Annotated in this window: 15 protein-coding genes; 6 read left to right on the forward strand and 9 right to left on the reverse strand. The window is 32.9% G+C overall.

Going from position 1 to position 21,524, the window contains the following annotated elements; all coding sequences use genetic code 11:
* The 5 genes from FHS04_RS09605 to FHS04_RS09625 all read right to left on the reverse strand — a co-directional run bounded on the left by FHS04_RS09605 (position 1) and on the right by FHS04_RS09625 (position 5,807).
* Positions 1-1,038 carry a VWA domain-containing protein gene (locus tag FHS04_RS09605; protein ID WP_106677082.1) on the reverse strand — a complete coding sequence of 346 codons (1,038 nt, stop codon included), beginning with the start codon at positions 1,036-1,038 and terminating at the stop codon, positions 1-3.
* Between the two features lie 85 nt (positions 1,039-1,123).
* Positions 1,124-2,128, reverse strand: a complete 1,005-nt coding sequence (locus FHS04_RS09610) for a vWA domain-containing protein (RefSeq protein WP_106677080.1) — start codon at positions 2,126-2,128, stop codon at positions 1,124-1,126.
* On the reverse strand, positions 2,128-3,789 hold the full coding sequence (locus FHS04_RS09615; protein WP_106677077.1) for a cytochrome c-type biogenesis protein: 1,662 nt from the start codon (positions 3,787-3,789) through the stop codon (positions 2,128-2,130). The genes FHS04_RS09610 and FHS04_RS09615 overlap by 1 nt, the downstream gene beginning before the upstream one ends.
* A 36-nt stretch (positions 3,790-3,825) precedes the next feature.
* A complete protein-coding gene (locus FHS04_RS09620) occupies positions 3,826-4,692 on the reverse strand; it encodes a DUF58 domain-containing protein (protein ID WP_106677075.1) in 867 nt (288 codons plus the stop codon).
* Positions 4,693-4,805: 113 nt separating this feature from the next.
* Positions 4,806-5,807, reverse strand: coding sequence for an AAA family ATPase (locus FHS04_RS09625; RefSeq protein ID WP_027879681.1), 1,002 nt, complete (start codon positions 5,805-5,807; stop codon positions 4,806-4,808).
* Positions 5,808-5,975: 168 nt separating this feature from the next.
* Here FHS04_RS09625 and FHS04_RS09630 point away from each other — a divergent pair, with 168 nt between their 5' ends.
* The 3 genes from FHS04_RS09630 to FHS04_RS09640 all read left to right on the forward strand — a co-directional run bounded on the left by FHS04_RS09630 (position 5,976) and on the right by FHS04_RS09640 (position 8,835).
* Positions 5,976-6,842 carry an aldo/keto reductase gene (locus FHS04_RS09630; protein ID WP_106677073.1) on the forward strand — a complete coding sequence of 289 codons (867 nt, stop codon included), beginning with the start codon at positions 5,976-5,978 and terminating at the stop codon, positions 6,840-6,842.
* 69 nt (positions 6,843-6,911) lie between these two features.
* A complete protein-coding gene (locus tag FHS04_RS09635) occupies positions 6,912-7,664 on the forward strand; it encodes an SDR family NAD(P)-dependent oxidoreductase (RefSeq protein WP_106677072.1) in 753 nt (250 codons plus the stop codon).
* A gap of 40 nt (positions 7,665-7,704) precedes the next feature.
* The gene (locus FHS04_RS09640; protein WP_106677070.1) at positions 7,705-8,835 is read left to right on the forward strand and encodes an ATP-binding protein; all 1,131 of its coding nucleotides are present in this window, start codon (positions 7,705-7,707) and stop codon (positions 8,833-8,835) included.
* A gap of 197 nt (positions 8,836-9,032) precedes the next feature.
* Here FHS04_RS09640 and FHS04_RS09645 read toward each other — a convergent pair whose 3' ends face one another.
* From FHS04_RS09645 to amaB, 3 genes are all read right to left on the reverse strand, one after another.
* Positions 9,033-9,584, reverse strand: coding sequence for a hypothetical protein (locus FHS04_RS09645; protein WP_106677068.1), 552 nt, complete (start codon positions 9,582-9,584; stop codon positions 9,033-9,035).
* Between the two features lie 12 nt (positions 9,585-9,596).
* Positions 9,597-10,511, reverse strand: coding sequence for an OmpA family protein (locus tag FHS04_RS09650; protein ID WP_106677066.1), 915 nt, complete (start codon positions 10,509-10,511; stop codon positions 9,597-9,599).
* 190 nt (positions 10,512-10,701) lie between these two features.
* The gene (gene amaB, locus FHS04_RS09655) at positions 10,702-12,255 is read right to left on the reverse strand and encodes an L-piperidine-6-carboxylate dehydrogenase (RefSeq protein WP_027879688.1); all 1,554 of its coding nucleotides are present in this window, start codon (positions 12,253-12,255) and stop codon (positions 10,702-10,704) included.
* A gap of 116 nt (positions 12,256-12,371) precedes the next feature.
* On the opposite strand from amaB, the gene FHS04_RS09660 reads away from it, so the two are divergent.
* From FHS04_RS09660 to FHS04_RS09670, 3 genes are all read left to right on the forward strand, one after another.
* Positions 12,372-13,439 carry an isoaspartyl peptidase/L-asparaginase family protein gene (locus tag FHS04_RS09660; RefSeq protein WP_106677064.1) on the forward strand — a complete coding sequence of 356 codons (1,068 nt, stop codon included), beginning with the start codon at positions 12,372-12,374 and terminating at the stop codon, positions 13,437-13,439.
* A gap of 106 nt (positions 13,440-13,545) precedes the next feature.
* Complete coding sequence (locus tag FHS04_RS09665; RefSeq protein WP_106677062.1) at positions 13,546-19,116, forward strand: alpha-2-macroglobulin family protein; 5,571 nt, start codon at positions 13,546-13,548, stop codon at positions 19,114-19,116.
* 42 nt (positions 19,117-19,158) lie between these two features.
* Positions 19,159-19,635 (forward strand): hypothetical protein, encoded by a 477-nt coding sequence (locus FHS04_RS09670; RefSeq protein ID WP_106677060.1) that lies wholly within the window; start codon positions 19,159-19,161, stop codon positions 19,633-19,635.
* Between the two features lie 6 nt (positions 19,636-19,641).
* On the opposite strand, the gene FHS04_RS09675 is transcribed toward FHS04_RS09670, so the two are convergent.
* Positions 19,642-21,513: a T9SS type B sorting domain-containing protein gene (locus FHS04_RS09675; RefSeq protein ID WP_106677057.1), complete on the reverse strand. Its 1,872-nt coding sequence runs from the start codon at positions 21,511-21,513 to the stop codon at positions 19,642-19,644.
* Positions 21,514-21,524 lie beyond the last annotated feature (11 nt).

A 21,524-nucleotide genomic window follows, 5' to 3' on the forward strand; every position in this document is an offset into this window, starting at 1 on the left:
TTATAAATTCTCATTAAAAAGATTTAATTTTTTTAGCCAAGCTGTTTTACGTTCTAAAAGGAAAATATCTATAAAAAACAGCAAAATTGCTAAGCCTAAAAACCACTGAAATTGGTCTTTAAAATCGGCAATTTGTTTGGCTTCAAATTCGGTTTTGTCCATTTTGTTTAAAATGTCTTTCATTTGGTTTACCACCTTATCTGTTGTTCTTCCTTGTATGTATTGTCCGTTGGCTTGTGCTGCTATATTTTTTAACGTGGTTTCATCTAAACGAGTAATTACAGTTTCGCCTTGACTGTCTTTTTTGTATCCAGTAACGATTCCGTTTCGTTTTAACGGTATTGGTCCTCCTTTTGCTTCTCCAACACCAATGGTAAAGATTTTTATACCTTCTTGGCTAGCTTGTTCTGCAACCTGCACTGCAGCTTCACTATGATCTTCTCCATCAGAAATAATCACTAATACGCGATTAGTCTGTTCATCATCGTCATAATACGTTTTTGCAAGTAAAATAGCTTCGTTGATAGCTGTTCCTTGTGACGACAACATATCTGTGTTCATGTTTTGTAAGAACAGTTTTGCTGCCGAATAATCTGTAGTTATTGGTAACTGCGGAAACGCTTTTCCTGCGTAAGCAATAATTCCAACACGGTCGCTACCTAAGTTATTAATGATTTGAGATACTAATTGCTTTGATTTTTCTAATCGATTTGGCTTAATATCTTCTGCCAACATGCTTTTTGACACGTCAATTGCAAAGACAATATCTACACCTTCACGCTTTACGGTTTCTAACTTTGTTCCAATTTTTGGATTAACTAACGCAATTGCTAAACTTGCAAATGCTAAGCTTAACACGATTATTTTTAGTACAGATTTAAATACCGACTGATTTGGACTTAATCGCTTTAAAAGAGCTTTGTCTGCAAACTTTTTTTGGGTTTGCTTTTTCCAAAGCAGTAGCAACAAAAAGAAAACAACTATCACCGGAATGATAAGTAGTGCCCAAAACCATATTTTTTCTTCTAGTTGAAACATATTTTTTAGTATTAAGTAGTGAGTAAATAGTAATAAGTACTTACTCAGACTTTATTTTTATTTTTTCGCTTTCGCGGAATTTCTTTTAAACAAAACTTCTAAAGACTGTAATTCTCATTAGATATTCTAACAACAACAATACCATTGCTGCAATAACAAATGGTCTAAAATGTTCTTGATAGGTTGTGAATTTTATCTCGTCTATTTCTGTTTTTTCTAGTTTATTAATTTCGTCGTAAATCTCTGCTAACTTTTGGTTGTTGGTTGCTCTAAAATATTTCCCGCCAGTTGCTGTTGCTATACTTTTTAGTAGTTCTTCATCAATTTCTACTTGTACACGATCGTATTGAAATCTTCCGTTTGGTAATATTGCGACAGGCGACAATGCCATACCATTTGTACCTAATCCAATGGTGTAGACTTTAATACCAAACTCAACAGCTAACTCACTAGCAATAGTTGGGTTTATTGCTCCAGAATTATTAACTCCATCGGTTAGTAAAATAATGACTTTGCTTTTTGCTTTACTATCTTTTAAACGGTTAACCGAAGTGGCTAATCCCATACCAATTGCTGTACCACCTTCTATAATGGTATTATATTTAATTTCGTCTAAGCTGCGTAACACAATAGCCTTATCGCTAGTAATTGGTGTTTTGGTGTAACTTTCTCCAGCATATTCGACCAATCCTATACGGTCATTTGGTCTACCTTTAATAAATTCTGACGCTACATCTTTTAAAGCCTCTAAACGGTTTGGACGCAAATCTTTAGCCAACATACTTGCAGATACATCTATTGCCATAACAATATCGATACCTCGTGTGGTTTTAGTTTTGCTTTTAGTTTCTGAAGTTCGTGGTCGTGCTAACGCGGTAATTAATAAGGCTAATGCAATTAATCGTAATGCAAATAATACATGTTTTAATTTTGGCAACCAAGATTGTTTGGTTTTAAATCCTTTTAAACTTGAAATTTTAAGCTCAGCTGTTTGACGTTTATGTTTTAATACATACCAAAGTATAGCTAGTGGTAATGCTAACAGCAACCAGAAAAATATTTTATTTTCAAAAGTGATACCTTGTAACATTATTCTTCTTTAGATTTTAATTCTACTGAAGCTAAAACACGCTCTACAACTTGGTCTAAATAGACATCATCTTTTAGATAATATATCATAACTTGTTGCATGACGTTTTCACTAGCAAAACTTAATAATTCAAACTGACCTGATACGTATTTCTCTTTAGCTTCATCAACAGGAAACTCTAATGTTCCTGATGTTTTTAAGCCTTCAACACCATTAGGTGTAACAAACTTATCGTTAACAGGCAAGATGTTTCTTGCTCCGTTGTCTTCTAGTGCTTTAAAATTATCTTCTATTGCTTTTTGGATATTTTGTTCTGCAGACGGTTTGTTTTCTGCTTGCGGATTAACCTCTATTGTTGTGGTAGAAACGGTTACATAAAACTGATTTTCTAGAACGTAACTAAATGCTGTTTTTGTAATTGGTCGTGCTATACTTTGTTCTACCTCAACATCTTCTCTTTTTAATACTTCTGGAGTAGAAATTGTCATTGGCGGAAAACCATACTGACTAGTTATCCAATTACCTTCTAATAATTGCTTAGTGTCTTTACCTGTTACCGTATCTATAACGTAATTAATACCATATTTATAACTAAAAAGACCAACGGTACCTATCAAAAGTACAAATGCAATAGCAGCTGTAATCCAGATTTTTTTCTGCTTTTCTTTTTTAGCTTTTAGCTTTTGGTATTCTTCGTTTTTAAGTAATTCTTCTTCGCTTGGTTCTGGTAAAGCGTCTTTTACTTGATCTATTTCTGTATCTACCGTTTGTCTATCTAATTTAGCAAGCTCGATATCTGGAGCAGATTTTGCAAATTTTACCAAATCGGCACGTTTTAAAATAGCTTCAATATTTTTTATATCATCTTTGCTTAGCTCTATTTGATTACCTTCTTGCAAAATATTTAATCGATCTATTAATTGATCTGTAGTACTTTCTAATGCTTTGTCGTAAACTTTTTCATCTAAATATTTTCTGATGATAAAGGTTAGCTCAGAATAGTACTCTTTGATTTCGGCACGTTCTAAATACTTGGTTTCATCTAATTGCTTTAAGGCTAATTTTGCACGATCGTAAGGTGGTAATTGTGCTATTTTTTCTTCTTCGGTTAATGGTCTTTTTCGCCATACAAACCAATACACTAAAAGGCCAATTGTTGCAACCAATGCAATAGTTAACAATAACCATAACCACCAATTGCTAGAAGGTTTTTTAACGTCTATCATTGGTTTAACATCGTATAGTTTTTGCTTGGTTGTATCTACAACTATATCGTTAACCTCAACCAGCATACTATCTGTTGCAAACGTCTTTCCGCCAATGATTATTTTTTGCTTTGGGACAACATATTTACCAGAATCAAACTGTGTTAAACCGTACTTTTTAATCAGTTTATATTTAGCGTCGTATTTTGTAGTGTCTGGCTGATAGGATTCTATCATTTCTAAAGGCATAAATGTTTGCCCTTCAGGAAAAATAACAGCGTTAGTTGTATCGGTTTCCACTTCAATTTTATAGGTGATTTGCTCACCAATTTTTATAGAAGTAGAATCTATGGATGATGTGACTTGCGCAAATGATAAAAACGAGAAAAGAAAAAAGATTAAAGACCAAAAGCCTTTTGTGTTTACTTTGTTATATTTTAAATACTGTTTCTTCATATTAAATTAGGTTTCGACTGCGCTAAACCTGATAATTTATCCTCTTGTTTTAAAATAGCCTAATAGTTTTTTTACGTAACTCTCATCGGTTCTGCAAGACAAACTTCCTGCGCCAGATTTTGCAAAACTATCTTTAAAGTAGCCAACCTTTTGCGTATAAAACTTTACGTATTCTTGTCTTACTTTTTTAGAACTTGTATTGACTAACATTAACTCGCCAGACTCTTCGTCTTGCATATTTACCATACCTAAATTTGGTATGTTTTCTTCATGTTTATCGTAAATTCTAATTCCTGTTATATCGTGCTTTCCGGCTGCAATTTTTAGGGTTTGCTTGTAATCTTCTGCAATAAAATCGCTCATCATAAAAACAATTGCTTTCTTTTTCATGACGTTGCGTAAAAACTTTAAAGCTTCGGCAATATTGGTTTGTTTGCTTTTAGGTTGAAACTCGATTAACTCACGAATAATACGCAATACATGAGATCTTCCTTTTTTTGGCGGTATGTAAAGTTCTATGTCATCTGAAAATAAAATCAGACCTATTTTATCGTTATTTTGAGTTGCCGAAAAGGCTAAAGTAGCAGCGATTTCGGTAATAATTTCGTTTTTAAATTGTTGTTCTGTTCCAAAAAATTCAGATCCAGAAACGTCTACCATAAGCATCATGGTTAGCTCGCGTTCTTCTTCAAAAACTTTTACGTAAGGCTCATTATAACGTGCGGTAACATTCCAATCGATGTTTCTTACATCGTCACCAAATTGGTATTGGCGTACTTCAGAAAAAGTCATACCACGACCTTTGAAAGTCGAATGATATTCGCCTCCAAAAATATGATCAGACAAACGACGTGTCTTAATCTCTATTTTTCGAACTTTTTTTAGTATTTCTTTAGTATCCATTGTTTCAGTATGCAGTGTTCAGTGTGCAGTTTGCAGTGCTAAATAGTATTTAGTTAAAAGCATTCGGTAAATTAAACTTTACTGAAGACTGTTGACTAAATACTGCCAACTGATTAAGGTACTTCAATTTCGTTTACAATCTTGTTTACGATATCTTCTGCAGTTACATTTTCTGCTTCAGCTTCGTAAGTAATTCCGATACGGTGACGTAATACATCTTGTACAACAGCACGTACATCTTCAGGAATTACATAACCACGACGCTTAATAAATGCGTAACATTTTGCTGCAGTAGCTAAGTTAATACTACCACGTGGCGACGCACCAAAAGAAATTAATGGTTTTAAATCATCTAGTCTATATTGTTCTGGATAACGTGTAGCGAAGATGATGTCTAGAATGTATTTTTCAATCTTTTCATCCATATACACTTCTCTTACCGCTTGTTGTGCTCTTATAATTTGCTCTGTAGTCACTACTGGATTTACTTTATCCCAAGCTCCTTTTAAATTAGCACGCATGATTAGTTGCTCTTCGGCTTGTTTTGGATAATCTATAATCGTTTTTAGCATAAAACGGTCTACTTGCGCTTCTGGTAAAGGATATGTTCCTTCTTGTTCTACTGGGTTTTGAGTTGCCATTACTAAAAACGGCTTATCTAATTTAAAAGTCTCGTCACCAATAGTTACCTGCTTTTCTTGCATCGCTTCTAATAAAGCCGATTGTACTTTTGCTGGCGCACGGTTAATCTCATCAGCTAACACAAAATTAGCAAAGATTGGACCTTTTTTTATAGTAAAATCGTTTTCCTTTATATTATAAATTAATGTACCAATAACGTCTGCTGGTAATAAATCTGGTGTAAATTGTATCCTACTAAAACTAGCATCTATTGCTTGTGACAACGTATTAATAGCTAATGTTTTTGCTAGACCTGGCACACCTTCTAGTAAAATATGTCCTTGTCCTAATAATCCAATTAGTAAACGCTCGACCATATGTTTTTGTCCAACAATTACTTTATTCATCTCAAGCATAAGTAAGTCTACAAATGCGCTTTCCTTTTCAATTTTTGCATTTATTGATGCAATATCAACAGTACTAGTATCTTCCATTATAAATTAGTTTTTTAGGAATTTGAAACTCTAATAATTTCAAGCTCTGCAAATTGTAATTTTTTTTCAATTACCGATGTTAAGAATTGGTTAAAAGTTCTTAATTTATAAGTCTTTTAAGAGTAATTTTACATTATTAGCACAAATATAAAAACTAAAGTATATAGTATGAATTTTTCTAAAATTACAGCAGGGACAATGACATGGGGACAATGGGGAAAAAAACTGTCTAAACAAGAAATGATAGATTTGATGCATCATTGTTTAGAAAATAACATACATACATTTGATCACGCTGATATATATGGAGACTACAGCACAGAAGCAGATTTTGGTAACGCTTTCGCGGAAAGTGGTATTAAAAGAAGTAAAATAGAGTTAATAAGCAAATGCGGTATACAGTATATTGGCAACTCTAGACCAGACTTAAAAGTAAAACACTATAATTACACAAAAGAATACATTATTTGGTCTGCCGAAAATAGCTTAAAACATCTAAAAACAGATTATTTAGATCTGTTATTATTGCATAGACCAAGTCCATTATTACAACCAGAAGTTGTTGCTGAAGCAGTATCAACATTAAAAAAAGAAGGTAAAATAAAGTCTTTTGGTGTTTCTAATTTTACACCTAGTCAAACCGATTTATTAAATAAATATGTTGGTGTGGAGGTTAATCAAATAGAGTTTTCTTTAACGCAACATACAGCAATGCATGATGGTACCTTAGACCACATGATGCTAAACAATATACAACCAATGTCTTGGTCACCATTAGGTTACGTATTTAAAGAAGATACAGAGCAAACAAGACGTATACACAAGCAATTAGGTGCTTTATTAGATAAATATAATGCTACCGAAGATCAATTATTATTAGCTTGGATACTAAAACATCCTTCAAACATTATTCCTGTAGTTGGTACTACAACAAAACAACGTTTAAAAGATGCTTATGCTGCTACTAAAATTAATTTAGAACTGGAAGATTGGTTCTTAATATTAGTAGCTTGTCAAGGTCATAAGGTACCTTAATTTAATTTAAAAAAGTTTTCACAGAAGTTTATTACCCTTATATTTAGGTGTTTAAAACAACACCTAAAAATGAGTCAAAAAACTGCGTTAATAACAGGAGCAACAAGCGGCATAGGAAGAGCTACAGCACACCAATTTGCCAAACATAGCATCAATCTTATACTTTGCGGAAGACGTCAAGAGCGATTAGATACTATTAAAAAAGCCTTATCAAAACAAACTAACGTACATACACTTAATTTTGATGTTAGTGATAAAGTTGCCGTTTTTGACGCAATAAATTCTTTACCAGAAACATTTAAAACCATAGATATTTTAATTAATAATGCAGGAAATGCACATGGATTAGATCCTATACAAAGCGGAAATTTAGAAGATTGGGATAAAATGATGGACATTAACGTTAAAGGTTTGCTTTACGTAAGCAAAGCCATTATCCCAAATATGACCGAGCGTAAAAGCGGACACATTATTAACATTGGCTCTTCGGCAGGAAAAGAAGTATATCCCAACGGAAATGTTTACTGCGGAAGCAAACACGCAGTTGTCGCCATTACCGAAGGTATGCGTATTGACCTTAACCCTTTTGGGATTAAAGTTACAGCTATAAATCCTGGGTTGGTAGAAACCGAATTCTCTAAAGTACGCTTTAAAGGAGATGCCAAAGCAGATACCGTTTATACCGGTTACAAAGCATTACAAGCAGATGATGTTGCCGAAGTTATTTATTTTGCTGTATCACGTCCTGCACATGTTAACCTTGCAGATGTATTGATGTTTTGTACAGCACAAGCTAGTAGTACTATTGTGAAAAAGGAATAACCTTTAAAAAGATTCCTGCCTGCGCAGGAATATCAGACATATGATCAATAAACGTCTTTTAATTAAAAACTTACTAGCTCATAATGATGAGAACAGTTTTTATGACAAAAAACGAAAGATTGATATTGGTCAAAAGGAAGGAAAAGCTAAATTTTTAAAACACGTCTGTGCACTTTCAAACTCTAACCCAAAAAATAATTCTTATATCGTCATTGGTGTAGAAGATGAAGACAACAAAATAGTTGGTGTAGATTTTTTTGACGATTCTAAAATTCAGAATTTAATAAATGCCTATTTAACAAATCCGCCAATTGTACAATATGAAAATATTCCATTTCCGCATTTACCAGATCACAAAGTAGTTGGTCTAGTAACTATTAGACCAAGTACAGGTATTACATCTTTAAGAAAAAACATCTGGAAATACTATGGTGGCTCTGTGTTTTTTAGAGAAGGTAGTATTAGTATGCCTAAGGTTTTTGACATAGAGATTAAAGATGTTAATTCAGAAATTGTAGCTTCTATCGAGAAACATGCACAAAATAATATTCAACATATTTTAGATGGAGTTATAGATTTTATGCAAAAAAGACAAGATTACAATCCAAAATATATTGTCTTTAAAGAATATTTTATTGTGTGTTGGTCAGGTATTAAAAAGACCGTTAAAGACGAAACATTTTACTCTAGAGTTGATATAGAACTGGTTAACGAGCAAGTACGATTGTTTTATTCAACTTTAGATGAAGTTGCTATAAAATATGATGAAAATTCGTTTTCAATTTTAGATTATGTAAAGCTAGGCATTCAAGATCATTATAAATATTACCCTTTAGAAGAAACTGTTATTAGTTTTAATGATAATGCAAATTATAATATAGATTCTACCTTGGTTTTCAATCCGCCACAGTATGACAAAAAGGTATTACATCACATTTACAATACTAATAATTCTGTTTTAGAAAAACTTAAAAAAGGAATTTCTTTAAATAAAGTAGAATTACGAGATCTAAACAACCTACCAGAAACGTATCTTATATGTTATTTAAATTTATTTCATGAAGCAATAGATAAACTTCATGAAGCAAAACCATATTTAAAAAAGCATCCCAAAGTGTATCAAAAATATAAAGATGCTATTAGAATTTTAAGAAAGGTTAAATACAGTTAGCGGTTAATCTAGATAATTTTTATATATAAATTTAAAACTGTCTATAAATTAGTTAATTAAACAATGTTTTAATGTATTAATTAACATTTAAAAAAACCTTAGTTCTCCCGATAAAGTTTCGGCATTGAATTAGGGTTTACATAAAAAAACCACTTTCAATTAGAAAGTGGTTTTACTTTTTAAAACTTTATTGTTTCTTATTTACCTCCATCTAATTGATCTTGCCAATCTTTAAGTTTTTGCCATTCGCCTTTAGCAGCCATTTCTGCTTGTTTTGGCCAAGTACCTGGCTTATGTATTTCAAAACGTTTTCCGCCAGACTTTAAAACTTCTTTACATTTTTCTACGGTACAATTAGCTAGATCTTTCCAAGTTATAACGTTATGGCTATGGAACAATTCTTTTATTTTTGGTCCAATACCTTCAACAACAGTTAAATCGTTTTCTTTTATTTTTTTCCCTAAAGCTGCTTTAGCTGCATCTGCATTAAAAACAACAGCTTCAATACCTGATGCTTTGGGAGCAATAGTATTTGCTAATCCAGAAGTATGAGACACTTCTTTACTTGACATACAAGCTGCTAAATCTGTTTCTAATTTAGAAATTCGGTTTTTATAAATATCAATATTTTCATTATTATCATTACTTCTGTTTAGTAGCTTACCTAATAAGTATCCTAAAATTGCACAAATTAATCCTATCAAAGTAGGAATTAACCAACACGGTATGCTAATTAATAATATTCTCATGGTTTTATTTTTTTAGTTAATGGTTATTACAACTCGTCTGTTTTCTGCTCTACCTTCTTCAGTAGTGTTATCTGCAATAGGTTGATCTGGACCTAAAGAAGTACTTGATATTTTACTTGAAGAAATACCGTTATCTATTAAATAGTTTTTAGCAAAATCTGCTCTTTCTTGTCCAACTTTTATATTAGTATCTCTGCTACCTTGATTATCTGTATGTCCGGTTACCGTAATACTTGCACCATCTACTTTATATACATAATCAACCATATCTGCCACTTTTTGTCGTTGTTCTTTAGTTAGAACAATATTAGTTTGAGCTGTTTCAAAATGAAGTATTAACGGATTAGCTTTAATACTTTTAGCTAAATCTTTTAAAGCTTCATCTTGATCAGAATTTCTTTCTTTAAATGCGGAGATTTTAAAGCTTATACCTCCATTTATAGTATCATTTTCTCGATTTAAATCGTTATCTAAAACACCATATGTATTTGTATTTTTAAAATTTACACCTTTTGAAGCCATAAGATTTTTTATCACGTTAGCACGTGCTAACCCAATGGTAGGAAATGCCGAGTTATTAATCTCTACAGACTTGTAAAAACCTTTAACATCAAGTGATTTTTCAGGATGATTATTTAAATAAGTTGCTATTTGATCTAAACCTTGATTTAATTCAGGTGAAATTGGCTCAATAAAATGGTAATCTGAAAATTTGAAACTAAAATTGTCTTTAATTTCTAAATTAAAATCTCCATCTGGATCATTAAGTGTAATTGGTTTGATAGTTACTTTTGGTGCTACGGACACATCTTTTTCTTTATTCTCAATATTACCTGTACAATATTGACAACAAAAAAACCAGTACAAGACTGTACCGATTATGATGGTAAGTAAAACACCAAGAAGGTATCTAGATTTTTTACTCATAATGGTTAGTTTTTAATATTATGAGTATTAAGTTATTAAAAAATCGTGATTTTTTAACTGTTTGATTATTAATTATTTGAATTAAACACAAATAATCGATAAAAAACTAAAATTTTAGGTTAAATTTTATGAAAATAAAAAAGCCACATCATTTTTGATGTGGCTTAACTTTCGCGAAAGCGAAATAATATTATAAGTCAAACTTAATACCTTGCGCTAAAGGTAACTGATCTGAGTAGTTTACCGTGTTGGTTTGTCTACGCATGTAAACCTTCCAAGCATCAGATCCAGACTCACGTCCGCCACCAGTTTCTTTTTCGCCTCCAAAAGCACCTCCAATTTCTGCTCCAGAAGTACCAATGTTTACGTTGGCAATACCGCAGTCGCTTCCTGCAAAGGATAAGAATTTTTCTGCTTCTTTCATTTCGTTAGTCATGATTGCAGAAGATAATCCTTGCGCAACTCCGTTTTGCATTTCGATTGCATTTTCTACATCGCCAGAATATTTCATTAAATATAAAATTGGTGCAAAAGTTTCGGTTTGTACAATTTCAAAATCATTTTCAGCTTCAATAATCGCTGGTTTTACATAACAACCAGACTCGTAACCTTCTCCTTCTAAAACACCACCTTCAACTAGTACATTTCCACCTTCAGCTTTAGCTTTTTCTATAGCAGATAAATACGTGTTTACAGAGTCTTTATCGATTAATGGTCCAATGTGGTTTTTCTCGTCTAATGGATTACCTATAGTTAATTGCTTGTAGGCACCAACTATAGCGTCTCTTACTTTATCGTAAACAGACTCGTGTATAATTAAACGACGTGTACTTGTACAACGTTGTCCGCAAGTACCAACAGCACCAAATACTGCACCAGGCACAACTACTTTTAAATCTGCAGTAGGTGTAATAATTATAGCGTTGTTTCCTCCTAATTCTAATAAAGATTTACCAAAACGCTCGGCTACTGTTTTACCAACAATACGTCCCATACGTGTAGATCCTGTTGCAGAGATTAACGGAATTCTATGATCTGTTGTCATAAATTCTCCTACTTTGTAATCTCCGTTTATAATACAAGAAATACCTTCTGGTAAGTTATTTTCTTTTAATACCTCAGCTATAATATTTTGACATGCTACTGCACAAAGTGGTGCTTTTTCTGAAGCTTTCCACACACAAACATCACCACAAACCCATGCTAAAGCAGTGTTCCAAGACCAAACTGCAACAGGAAAGTTAAATGCTGAAATAATACCAACAATACCTAAAGAGTGCCACTGCTCTCTCATAACGTGTCCTGGTCTTTCTGAAGGAATAGTTTGTCCGTTTAACTGTCTAGATAAACCTACTGCAAAATCGCAGATATCTATCATTTCTTGTACTTCTCCGTAACCTTCTTGTAAAGATTTACCCATTTCGTAAGATACTAGTTTACCTAATGGTTCTTTTAATTCTCTTAAACGATTACCAAACTGTCTTACTATTTCACCTCTTTGCGGTGCTGGCATTGCTCTAAACTCTAAAAAGGCATCTTGAGCTGTTTTTATAACTTTATCGTAGTCTTCTCTTGTTGTAGTAGAAACTTTACCAATTAATTGTCCATCTGTTGGAGAGTAAGATGAAATTAACTCACCACTTCCAAAGCTATCAGAGCCTGTAGAAGTACCATCATTAACGTCTTTAATACCTAATTGTTTTAAAGCTTCTTTTATTCCGAAATCGGTAGCAATTGCTTCCATAAATGTTTCTTTTTTACGAATTATTTAATTTTTAGCGAATATACTAATATTTCATTGGTTATTTAGCATAAAAACCGTTTAAAAATTGCTAATTTTAATGCTATAATTTTTATCTAATGAAGACTTTACTAAAATCTATTCTATCGCTTTTATTTCTATTAAACCTAAGCTGCAATTCTACAGAAAAATCAAAAAATGTAGAATCAGACATAGTTAGCAAAACTATCAATACTCAAGTAAATGAGTTTGCAATAGTTATTCATGGTGGCGCAGGCACTATTTTAAAAAAGAATATGACTAAACAAAATGAAGCAGCCTACAAAGCAAAATTAGAAGAAGCCGTAATGGTTGGTTACAACATTTTAAAAGAAGGAGGCAGCAGTCTTGATGCTGTACAAAAAACAATAAATATACTAGAGGATTCTCCTTTATTTAACGCAGGTAAAGGTGCTGTTTTTACAAATGAAGAAACTATTGAGCTTGATGCTTCAATTATGGATGGAAAAACCTTAAATGCTGGTGCATGTGCTGCTATTACAAACGTTAAAAATCCTATTAATTTAGCTAGACAAATCATGGATGTTTCTCCACATGTAATGATGACAGGTCAAGGCGCAGAAAAGTATGCAAAAGAACAACAACTTGAAATTGTAGACCCTAATTACTTTAAAACAGAAAAACGACTTAAAAGTTTAAAAAGAATTAAAGAGAAAGAAACTAATAAAGAAAAGCAAATAGCTTTTTATGACGCTGAAATAAAAAATTCAAAATTTGGAACCGTTGGCTGTGTAGCTCTTGATAAAAACGGAAATTTAGCTGCTGGCACATCTACTGGAGGAATGACTAATAAAAGATTTGGTCGGGTTGGTGATGTACCAATAATTGGAGCTGGTACTTATGCAAACAATACTACTTGCGCTGTTTCTGGAACTGGATGGGGAGAGTTTTTTATTCGTGCAACAGTTGCTCATGATATATCTGCATTAGTAGAATATAAAGGTTTAAGCCTAAAAGATGCTGCAAAAGAAGTAATTCAAAAAAAGGTACCTGATCTTGGTGGAAACGGTGGTATTATTGCTATTGATAAATACGGAAACATTGTTATGGACTTTAACACTGCTGGCATGTATAGAGCTTCTGTTAATGACAAAGGAGAAGTTTATGTTGGTATTTACAATCAATAATTTATCTTTTTTTTAACATCTCATACAAACTAAATCATAAAATGTTAACGTAATTTATTTAACACTATTTCTCTTGATAAACATTCATCTACAAACCTATTAATCAATGCAGTTAAAATCTTTCTACACCATTTTATTAGTTTTTTTCATAATATTTTCATGTAAAGAAAAAACACCTAAAACAGACAATCTTTTTAAATATAGAGACTATATTAGTTACACAACTGCTGGTAGAGTATCTGTTGCAGATCATATTAATGTTAGTCTTGCAAAAACTGTAGCCGGTTGGGAAGCTGATAAAGAATTAGACAAAAGTCTTTTTAAAATTAAACCTTTTGTAGAAGGACAACTTAAAGTTGTAAATGACCACGCGTTTACTTTTATTCCTGACGAAAACTTATCGCCAGATACAGAATATACCGTTTCTGTAAAACTAAAAAATCTTTATAACGATTTACCAGATGGTTTTGACACTTACGATTTTAGTTTTAAAACCATTACACCAAATTTTATTATTGAAACTAATAACCTACAATCTTACACTAAAGAATTACAGTATTTAAATGGCGCGTTAAAATTAGCAGATATCACTACTATTGATAAAGCAAAGCTACTGGTTGAAGCCAGTCAAGATGGAAAAAAATTAAATATTGTTTGGGATGAAAAACTGCTTCCTTCAAAATATTTTGAATTTAAAATTGATAGTATTACAAGAAAAATTGATGATGCAGATATCTTAGTAAAATGGAACGGAAAACCAATAAATGCAGACAATTCTGGAGAGAACAAAGTAACTATTCCTGGTATTAACAACTTTAAAATTGTTGGTGTAGAAGTGTTTCAATTACCAGAGCAATTTTTATCTATTAATTTTTCAGACCCAATAAAAAAACAACAAAATTTTGATGGTTTAGTAACTATTCAAAATGCTAAAAACCCAAAATTTATTGTAGATGGTAATGTGCTTAAAGTGTATCCGCAATCCAAAATGTCAGGTAATTTAAAAATTGATGTATTTCAAGGTATAAAAAACACATATGGATACAAATTAAAAACACCTTACAGTCAAACTATTGCTTTTGAAGATATAAAACCACAAGTAAAACTGGTAAATAGCGGTGTGTTTATGCCAAATTCTAAAGAATTAAAATTCAATTTTAAAGCAGTAAATTTAAAAGCTGTAGATCTTAGAGTTATTAAAATTTTTGAAGATAACGTACTTCAATTTCTTCAAGATAATGAACTATATAGCAACAATAGTAGAGCCATTAGACGCGTAGGAAGACGCATTGCAAAACATACCATTAACCTAATTGAAAACCCTTTAGATAACGACGGAAAATGGAAAACCTACAGCGTGGATCTTTCAAAATACATAAAAGCAGATCCTGGCGCTATTTATAGAGTTGAAATTGACTTTAAAAAAGCCTATTCACTTTACGACTGTAATGCTACCGCTTCTAGTAATGATGATGATGAAGATTATTACTATGAAGACGATTACTATTATGACGATTATTACAACGATAATTATAACCAAACCAACACCGAAGACGAAGACCTTAAAGAAGAAGAGTATTGGGATAATCTAACCTATAGCTATCGCAACGATAACTACAACTGGAGAGAACGCAACAATCCTTGCCACGAATCGTACTATAATTCTAACCGTGTTATTGCTCAAAATTTAATTAGCTCTAACCTTGGTACTATTGTTAAAAAAGGAGCTAATAACAACTATTTATTTGCAGTAAGTAATATCTTAAATACTAATCCAGAAGCAGGAGCAACTATAGCATTATATAATTTTCAACAACAAAAGATAGTTAGCTCAACCACTAACAGTAATGGTTTTGCAACTATAAGCGCTAATAAGCACGCTGCTTTTGCAACCGTAACAAAAGGCTACAACACTACTTATGTAAAACTTAACGACGGTAACTCTTTATCTTTAAGTAAATTTGATGTTTCGGGCACAACGCTGCAACGTGGTTTAAAAGGTTACATCTATGGAGAACGTGGTGTTTGGCGACCTGGTGACACCATTCATTTATCATTTATGCTTAATGATGTTGCAAACAAACTACCTAAAGGTCATCCTGTAAAACTTGAAATTACAGATCCTAACGGAAAATTAGCTTTTAAAGAAGTAAAAAGCAACGGATTAAACAATGTTTACACTTTTACTGTTCCTACAGCTACCGAAGACAAAACTGGTAATTGGAATGCAAAAATAACCGTTGGTGGTGCTAGTTTTTATAAAGGGTTAAAAGTTGAAACCGTTAAACCAAACCGTCTAAAAATTAAGATAGATTTTGAAGACGAAATCCTAAAAAGCAATTCTAATTTAAAAGGAAAATTAGCCGTTAACTGGTTACATGGCGCACCAGCAAAAAAATTAAAAGCAGAGGTAAAAGCAAAGTTTTCTAATTCCTATTCAGGATTTAAAAACTATCCAGATTACAAATTTAGAGATCCTGCAAAATCTTTCAATACCGAAGAAATAACCATTTTTGAAGGCAATTTAGATGCCGATGGTTTAGCCAACATTACCAAAAATTTATCTATTGGTAAAGGCGCACCAGGTATGTTAAACGCACAATTTTTAGTCAGAGCTTTTGAAAATGGTGGCGATTTCTCTATGGATGCATTCACAATGCCTTACGCACCTTACAACTCGTTTGTTGGTTTAAAATCACCAGAACCAAAACGTTACGGTTCTTATGAAACGGATGCTAATAACAACTTCGATTTAGTCGTTGTAGATGATCAAGGTAATGCTATACAACGTAATGGTTTAGAAGTAAAAGTTTATAAAATTGAATGGCGTTGGTGGTGGAATTCTTCTGAAGATAATCTATCAAAATACACCTCAAGTTCGTTTTACAAACCATTTTTAGAAAGCAAATTAAACACCAATTCCAAAGGTAAAACGTCTTTTAACATCAATGTTCCTGATGAAGAAGGTGGTCGTTATTACATCACAATTAAAGATCCTGTTTCTGGACATTCTACAGGTCAAACCGCATATTTCTATAAAAATTGGTGGAAACGTCAACCATCAAACGACAAAGAAGCTGCAAGTATGCTTGTGTTTTCAGCAGATAAAGAAAATTACAATGTTGGCGAAACTGCAAAAATCACTTTCCCGTCTGGCACTTCTGGTCGTGCGTTAATTAGCATAGAAAATGGCTCTGAAGTTATAGAACACAAATGGGTTAAAACCGAAACTGGAGAAACAACAGTAGATATTCCTATTACCAAACAAATGGCGCCAAACGTATTTGTAAATATATCGTTACTGCAACCACATGCCTCTACTGCTAACGATTTACCGTTGCGTTTATACGGTGTAATTCCATTAATGGTAGAAGATCCAAATACCATTTTACATCCAGAAATTAAAATGGCAAGTGTCTTAAAACCAAAAGAAGATTACACGGTATTTGTTTCAGAAAAAAACAACAAACCAATGACGTATACACTTGCTGTTGTAGAAGAAGGTTTACTAGACTTAACCCGTTTTAAAACACCAAATGCTTGGGATGCATTTTATGCACGTGAGGCTTTAGGGGTAAAAACTTGGGATATATTTGATGATGTTATTGGCGCTTACAGCGGTAGTATTGATCAAGTGTTTGCAATTGGTGGAGATGGTAATGCAGCAGCAGGAAAAAATAAAAAGGCTAACCGTTTTAAACCTGTTGTTACCTTTTTAGGTCCATTTAAACTAGAGGCTGGAGATCGCAAATCGCACACCATAAAAATGCCAAATTATATTGGTGCAGTAAGAACTATGGTTGTGGCTAGTCATGTAGAAAATGAAGCTTACGGTAATGCCGAAAAATCGGTACAAGTTAAACAACCTTTAATGGTATTAGCATCGTTACCACGTAAGTTAAGTCCTGGCGAAAAAGTAACACTTCCGGTAACGGTTTTTGCTATGGAACCTAAGGTGAAAAACGTATCGCTTAAATTAAAATTAAGCAACGGAATTTCAGTAGTTGGCGAGTCTTCAAAATCTTTAAGTTTTGAAAAACCAGATGAAAAAATGGAATATTTTGAACTGGACGTTAGCAAAGCAAAAGGTATCAATACAATTGAAGTTGTAGCATCTGGAAATGGCGAAACTTCAACTTACAAAGTTGAAATTGATGTTGAAAATGTTAATCCAATATCTACTAAAAGTTACAACGAATCTTTAACCGCAAACGAGAGTAAAACTATAGATTTTTCAACCTTTGGTGTTACAGGTACAAATAGCGCAACGGTTGAGTTTTCTACATTACCTCCAATGGACTTTACACGTCGTTTAGAATATTTAATTAGATATCCTCATGGTTGCGTAGAGCAGACAACATCTAGCGTATTCCCGCAATTATTTTTGACAGATATTTTTGATTTACCTCAAGATCAACAATTAAAAATTCAGGATAATATTAAAAACGGAATCAAGCGTCTTGGTCACTTCCAAAGACCAAATGGCGGTATGAGTTATTGGATTGGAGAAAATAACGCTAACGATTGGGGAACAAGTTACGCTGGACATTTTATGATTGAAGCCGAAAAGAAAGGTTTTGTATTACCATTAACGTTTAAAAGTAATTGGATAAAATACCAAAAAGAAGCAGCGCAAAACTGGAGACCTAGTTACAGCAACTACAACTCAGATTTAGCACAAGCTTACAGATTGTACACATTAGCATTGGCTGATAGTCCTGATTTAGCAGCAATGAATCGCTTACGCGAATTTTCAGAATTATCTAACGAAGCCAAATGGCGTCTTGCAGCAGCTTATGCTTTAGCAGGTCAAACCGAAGCTAGTAACACAGTTGCTAAAACTGCAAATATCGAGTTTCAACCTGTAAAACATAATTATTACACTTATGGATCTGTAGACAGAAATCGTGCTATGGCGCTAGAAACTATGGTTATTACTAAAGACAAACGCCTTAAAGATTTAGCCGAAACTATTGCTAAAGAATTGTCTAGTCAACGTTGGATGAGTACACAAACCACAGCATACAGCTTACTAGCAATGGGCAAAATGGTTATTGCTAATGGCGGAAAGGGTATAAAAATTAACTACAGCATTAATGGTAAATCTGAAACTGTAAATAGTACCAATGCTTTAGCGCAACGTGATCTAAAAATCAAAGATGGCGCTAACCAAATTAGCATTAAAAACAACTATGATAATTTAGTTTACGTGCGCGTATTAACTTCTGGTAAATTACCTTTAGGCGAAGAGTTAACCGAGCAAAGAGGATTAACTGCAAACGTAGTCTTTAAAAACTTAAAAGGTGATAAAATAGACATCTCGAAACTTAAACAAGGTGAAGATTTTGTAGCAACAGTACAAGTTACTAATGATAAAAACTATAGCGTTAATGATGTAGCATTAACCCAAATTTTCCCTTCAGGTTGGGAAATTGTAAACACACGTTTTACTGATTTTGGAGATAATACAACAAGTCAAGCCCGATTTACAGATATTAGAGACGACCGTGTAAATTTCTATTTTGATTTAAAACAAAAAGAAACCAAAACCTTTAATGTTATGCTTAATGCATCTTACTTAGGCTCTTATTATTTACCAGGAATACAAGCAGAAGCTATGTATGATAACGAGTTTTTTGTTAGAAATAAAGGACAATGGATTGAAGTTGAGAAATAACAAATTCCCGCGAAAGCGAAAATCTTTTTATATTATTAAACCATGAAAAAACAATTCACAGAAAAACAAAAATTTACACAATGGTGGCTTTGGCTAATCTTACTTAGTATTGGTGTTTTACCTGTTGTTGGTATTTACAAACAACTTTATTTAGGAGAACCTATGGGAGACAAACCTATGTCTGATGAAGGACTTATTGTGTTTTCTGTATTTATTTTTGCTTTAATTGCTTTTTTCTGGATGATACAATTACGAACCGAAATCACGCAACAAGACATTAAAATACACTTCTTCCCGTTAACCAAAAGAGCTGTAAAATGGTCTGAAGTTGAAAAAGCACAAATTGTAAACTATGGCTTTGTTGGCGGTTGGGGAATTAGATTCTGGACCAATTACGGAACCGTTTACAACATTAAAGGAAAAATGGGTTTAGCTTTAGAGCTTAAAAACGGAAAAAAGTTGTTAATCGGTTCTCAAAAAATTGACGAACTAAAAGCCTTTTTAGATAGTTTAGATTAAATTATTTTATCGCTTCAATGTAAAATGTCCAACGCGACGTTGTCCATTAATATTAATAACGTACCAATAATCTGAAGTTGGTAATGGTTGTTCCCTAAACATTCCATCCCAAGAGATTGGTTTGTTCTTTCTATAAAAAAGTAATTTACCGTAACGGTCAAAAATTTGCACTTCAGAAGACGCATAAAATTCTATGCCTTTTAATCGCCAAGTATCATGGTAAGTATCATTATTTGGCGTGAAAAATTTTGGTACTATAAAATGAATAAAAGTTTGAGTATCTATGCCGCAATCACTATTTTCTCTAACGTAAACGGTATATCTTCCTCCTTCAAGGTTTTCAAAAACTGGAGAGTTTTGATAATCAATTCCGTCGACAGAATAAGAGAAATCACCTACATTTTCGGTAGTAATTATTAAGTCGTTATTTTCTGTGTAAACTTCAGCAATTATCGGCGCATCTAATTGTGTAACTTCAATTGTTTTTGCCACAGTACAACCATCAAGATTTGTAACATCTACCGTATAAACACCTTCGGTTGAAACTGTAATACTTTCGGTTGTTTCACCTGTATTCCAAATGTAACTCATGTTATTGATGTTTGCACTTATTTCAACACTTTCATCTTGACAGAAAAAGACTGCTTCATCAAAAACTTGTGGCGATTGGGAAAAAGTAAGTGTTACTGCTGTTCTTGTGTTTGAAATACAATTTCCGTTTATCGAAATGGCTTCAGCATAATAAACACCTTCATTTTCAGGTGAAAAGCTCGTATTATTTTCTTCAAGTAAATTTCCTCCAGAAACAGCATCGTACCAATTTACTGTTATATCTGTTGGTACAGTAACTTCTAAAGGTTGATTCTCGTTTTCGCAAATTGTGATATCTCCGTTACTAACAGGTGCTGATGGTGTTGGTACTATCGTGATAGAAAACTCATCCGAAATCACATTACACAAAGCATTAGCTAGGTTTATAGCATCTTCGGCTACTTTAACGCGATATAAAGATGTTGTGTTAACATTGATGTTTAAATTTTGATTGGTTTCACCTACAATTTCTGTCCAATTTATACCATCTGTAGAGGTTTCCCATTGATATGCATATGTATTAAAAATTGTGCCGTCAGGATTAGCTTGTAAGTTTAAATTATAAGGCGTTTGTGTTTCGCAAATAAAAACATCACTTTCATTACTTGTATCTTCTATGGTTACATTATCTCCACATGATTTAAAAACTATATCATCAATTGCAAGGTCGTTACCACAACCACCTGCGCCATTATTTCTCATTTTTAAAATCACTTCGGTTTGCGCTGGTAATGTTTGAAAAACTAATCCATACTGCTCCCAATTTGGTGTGGCTTGTGCATCAATTTCTCCTGTGTCACCACTTGCAAGAAGAGTAGTATCGGTATCGTCCCAAATTTCAAACCTTACGTTTATTGGGATGTTATTTCCTCCACAACCCGTACTTCTTGAAAGGTTTATTAAAAATGCCGAAAACTCATAAGATGTATTCTCGCAAAGTCCTATAATCGTTGTTCTGTAAAATTCGCCCGCAGTAAAATCTGCATTTACAATTAAGCATTTTCCATTAGTATCACCTTCTGTATGATCTGGTACATCGTGCCAATCAAAAAACGCGGTTGAACTTGAAACTGTATAAAACCCATCATTTGGTGTTGCAGAAGAAAAGGTATAAGTTGTTGTACCTGCTGGCAAAGGTGTTTGTGTTGTACCTGTCCCAAAGGTTTCTGTGAAGATTGGATCTCCAGAATTTCCGTTACAAAAACCTAACTGAGCGTATCCATCTTCAAAAGAAAATAGAACAATAAAAATTATAATTATTTTAAGAAGTAACTTATCGTTTTTCACGTTTTAAAGAT

It is taken from the genome of Mesoflavibacter zeaxanthinifaciens subsp. sabulilitoris (assembly GCF_014191595.1).
Classification (GTDB): Bacteria; Bacteroidota; Bacteroidia; order Flavobacteriales; family Flavobacteriaceae; genus Mesoflavibacter; species Mesoflavibacter zeaxanthinifaciens.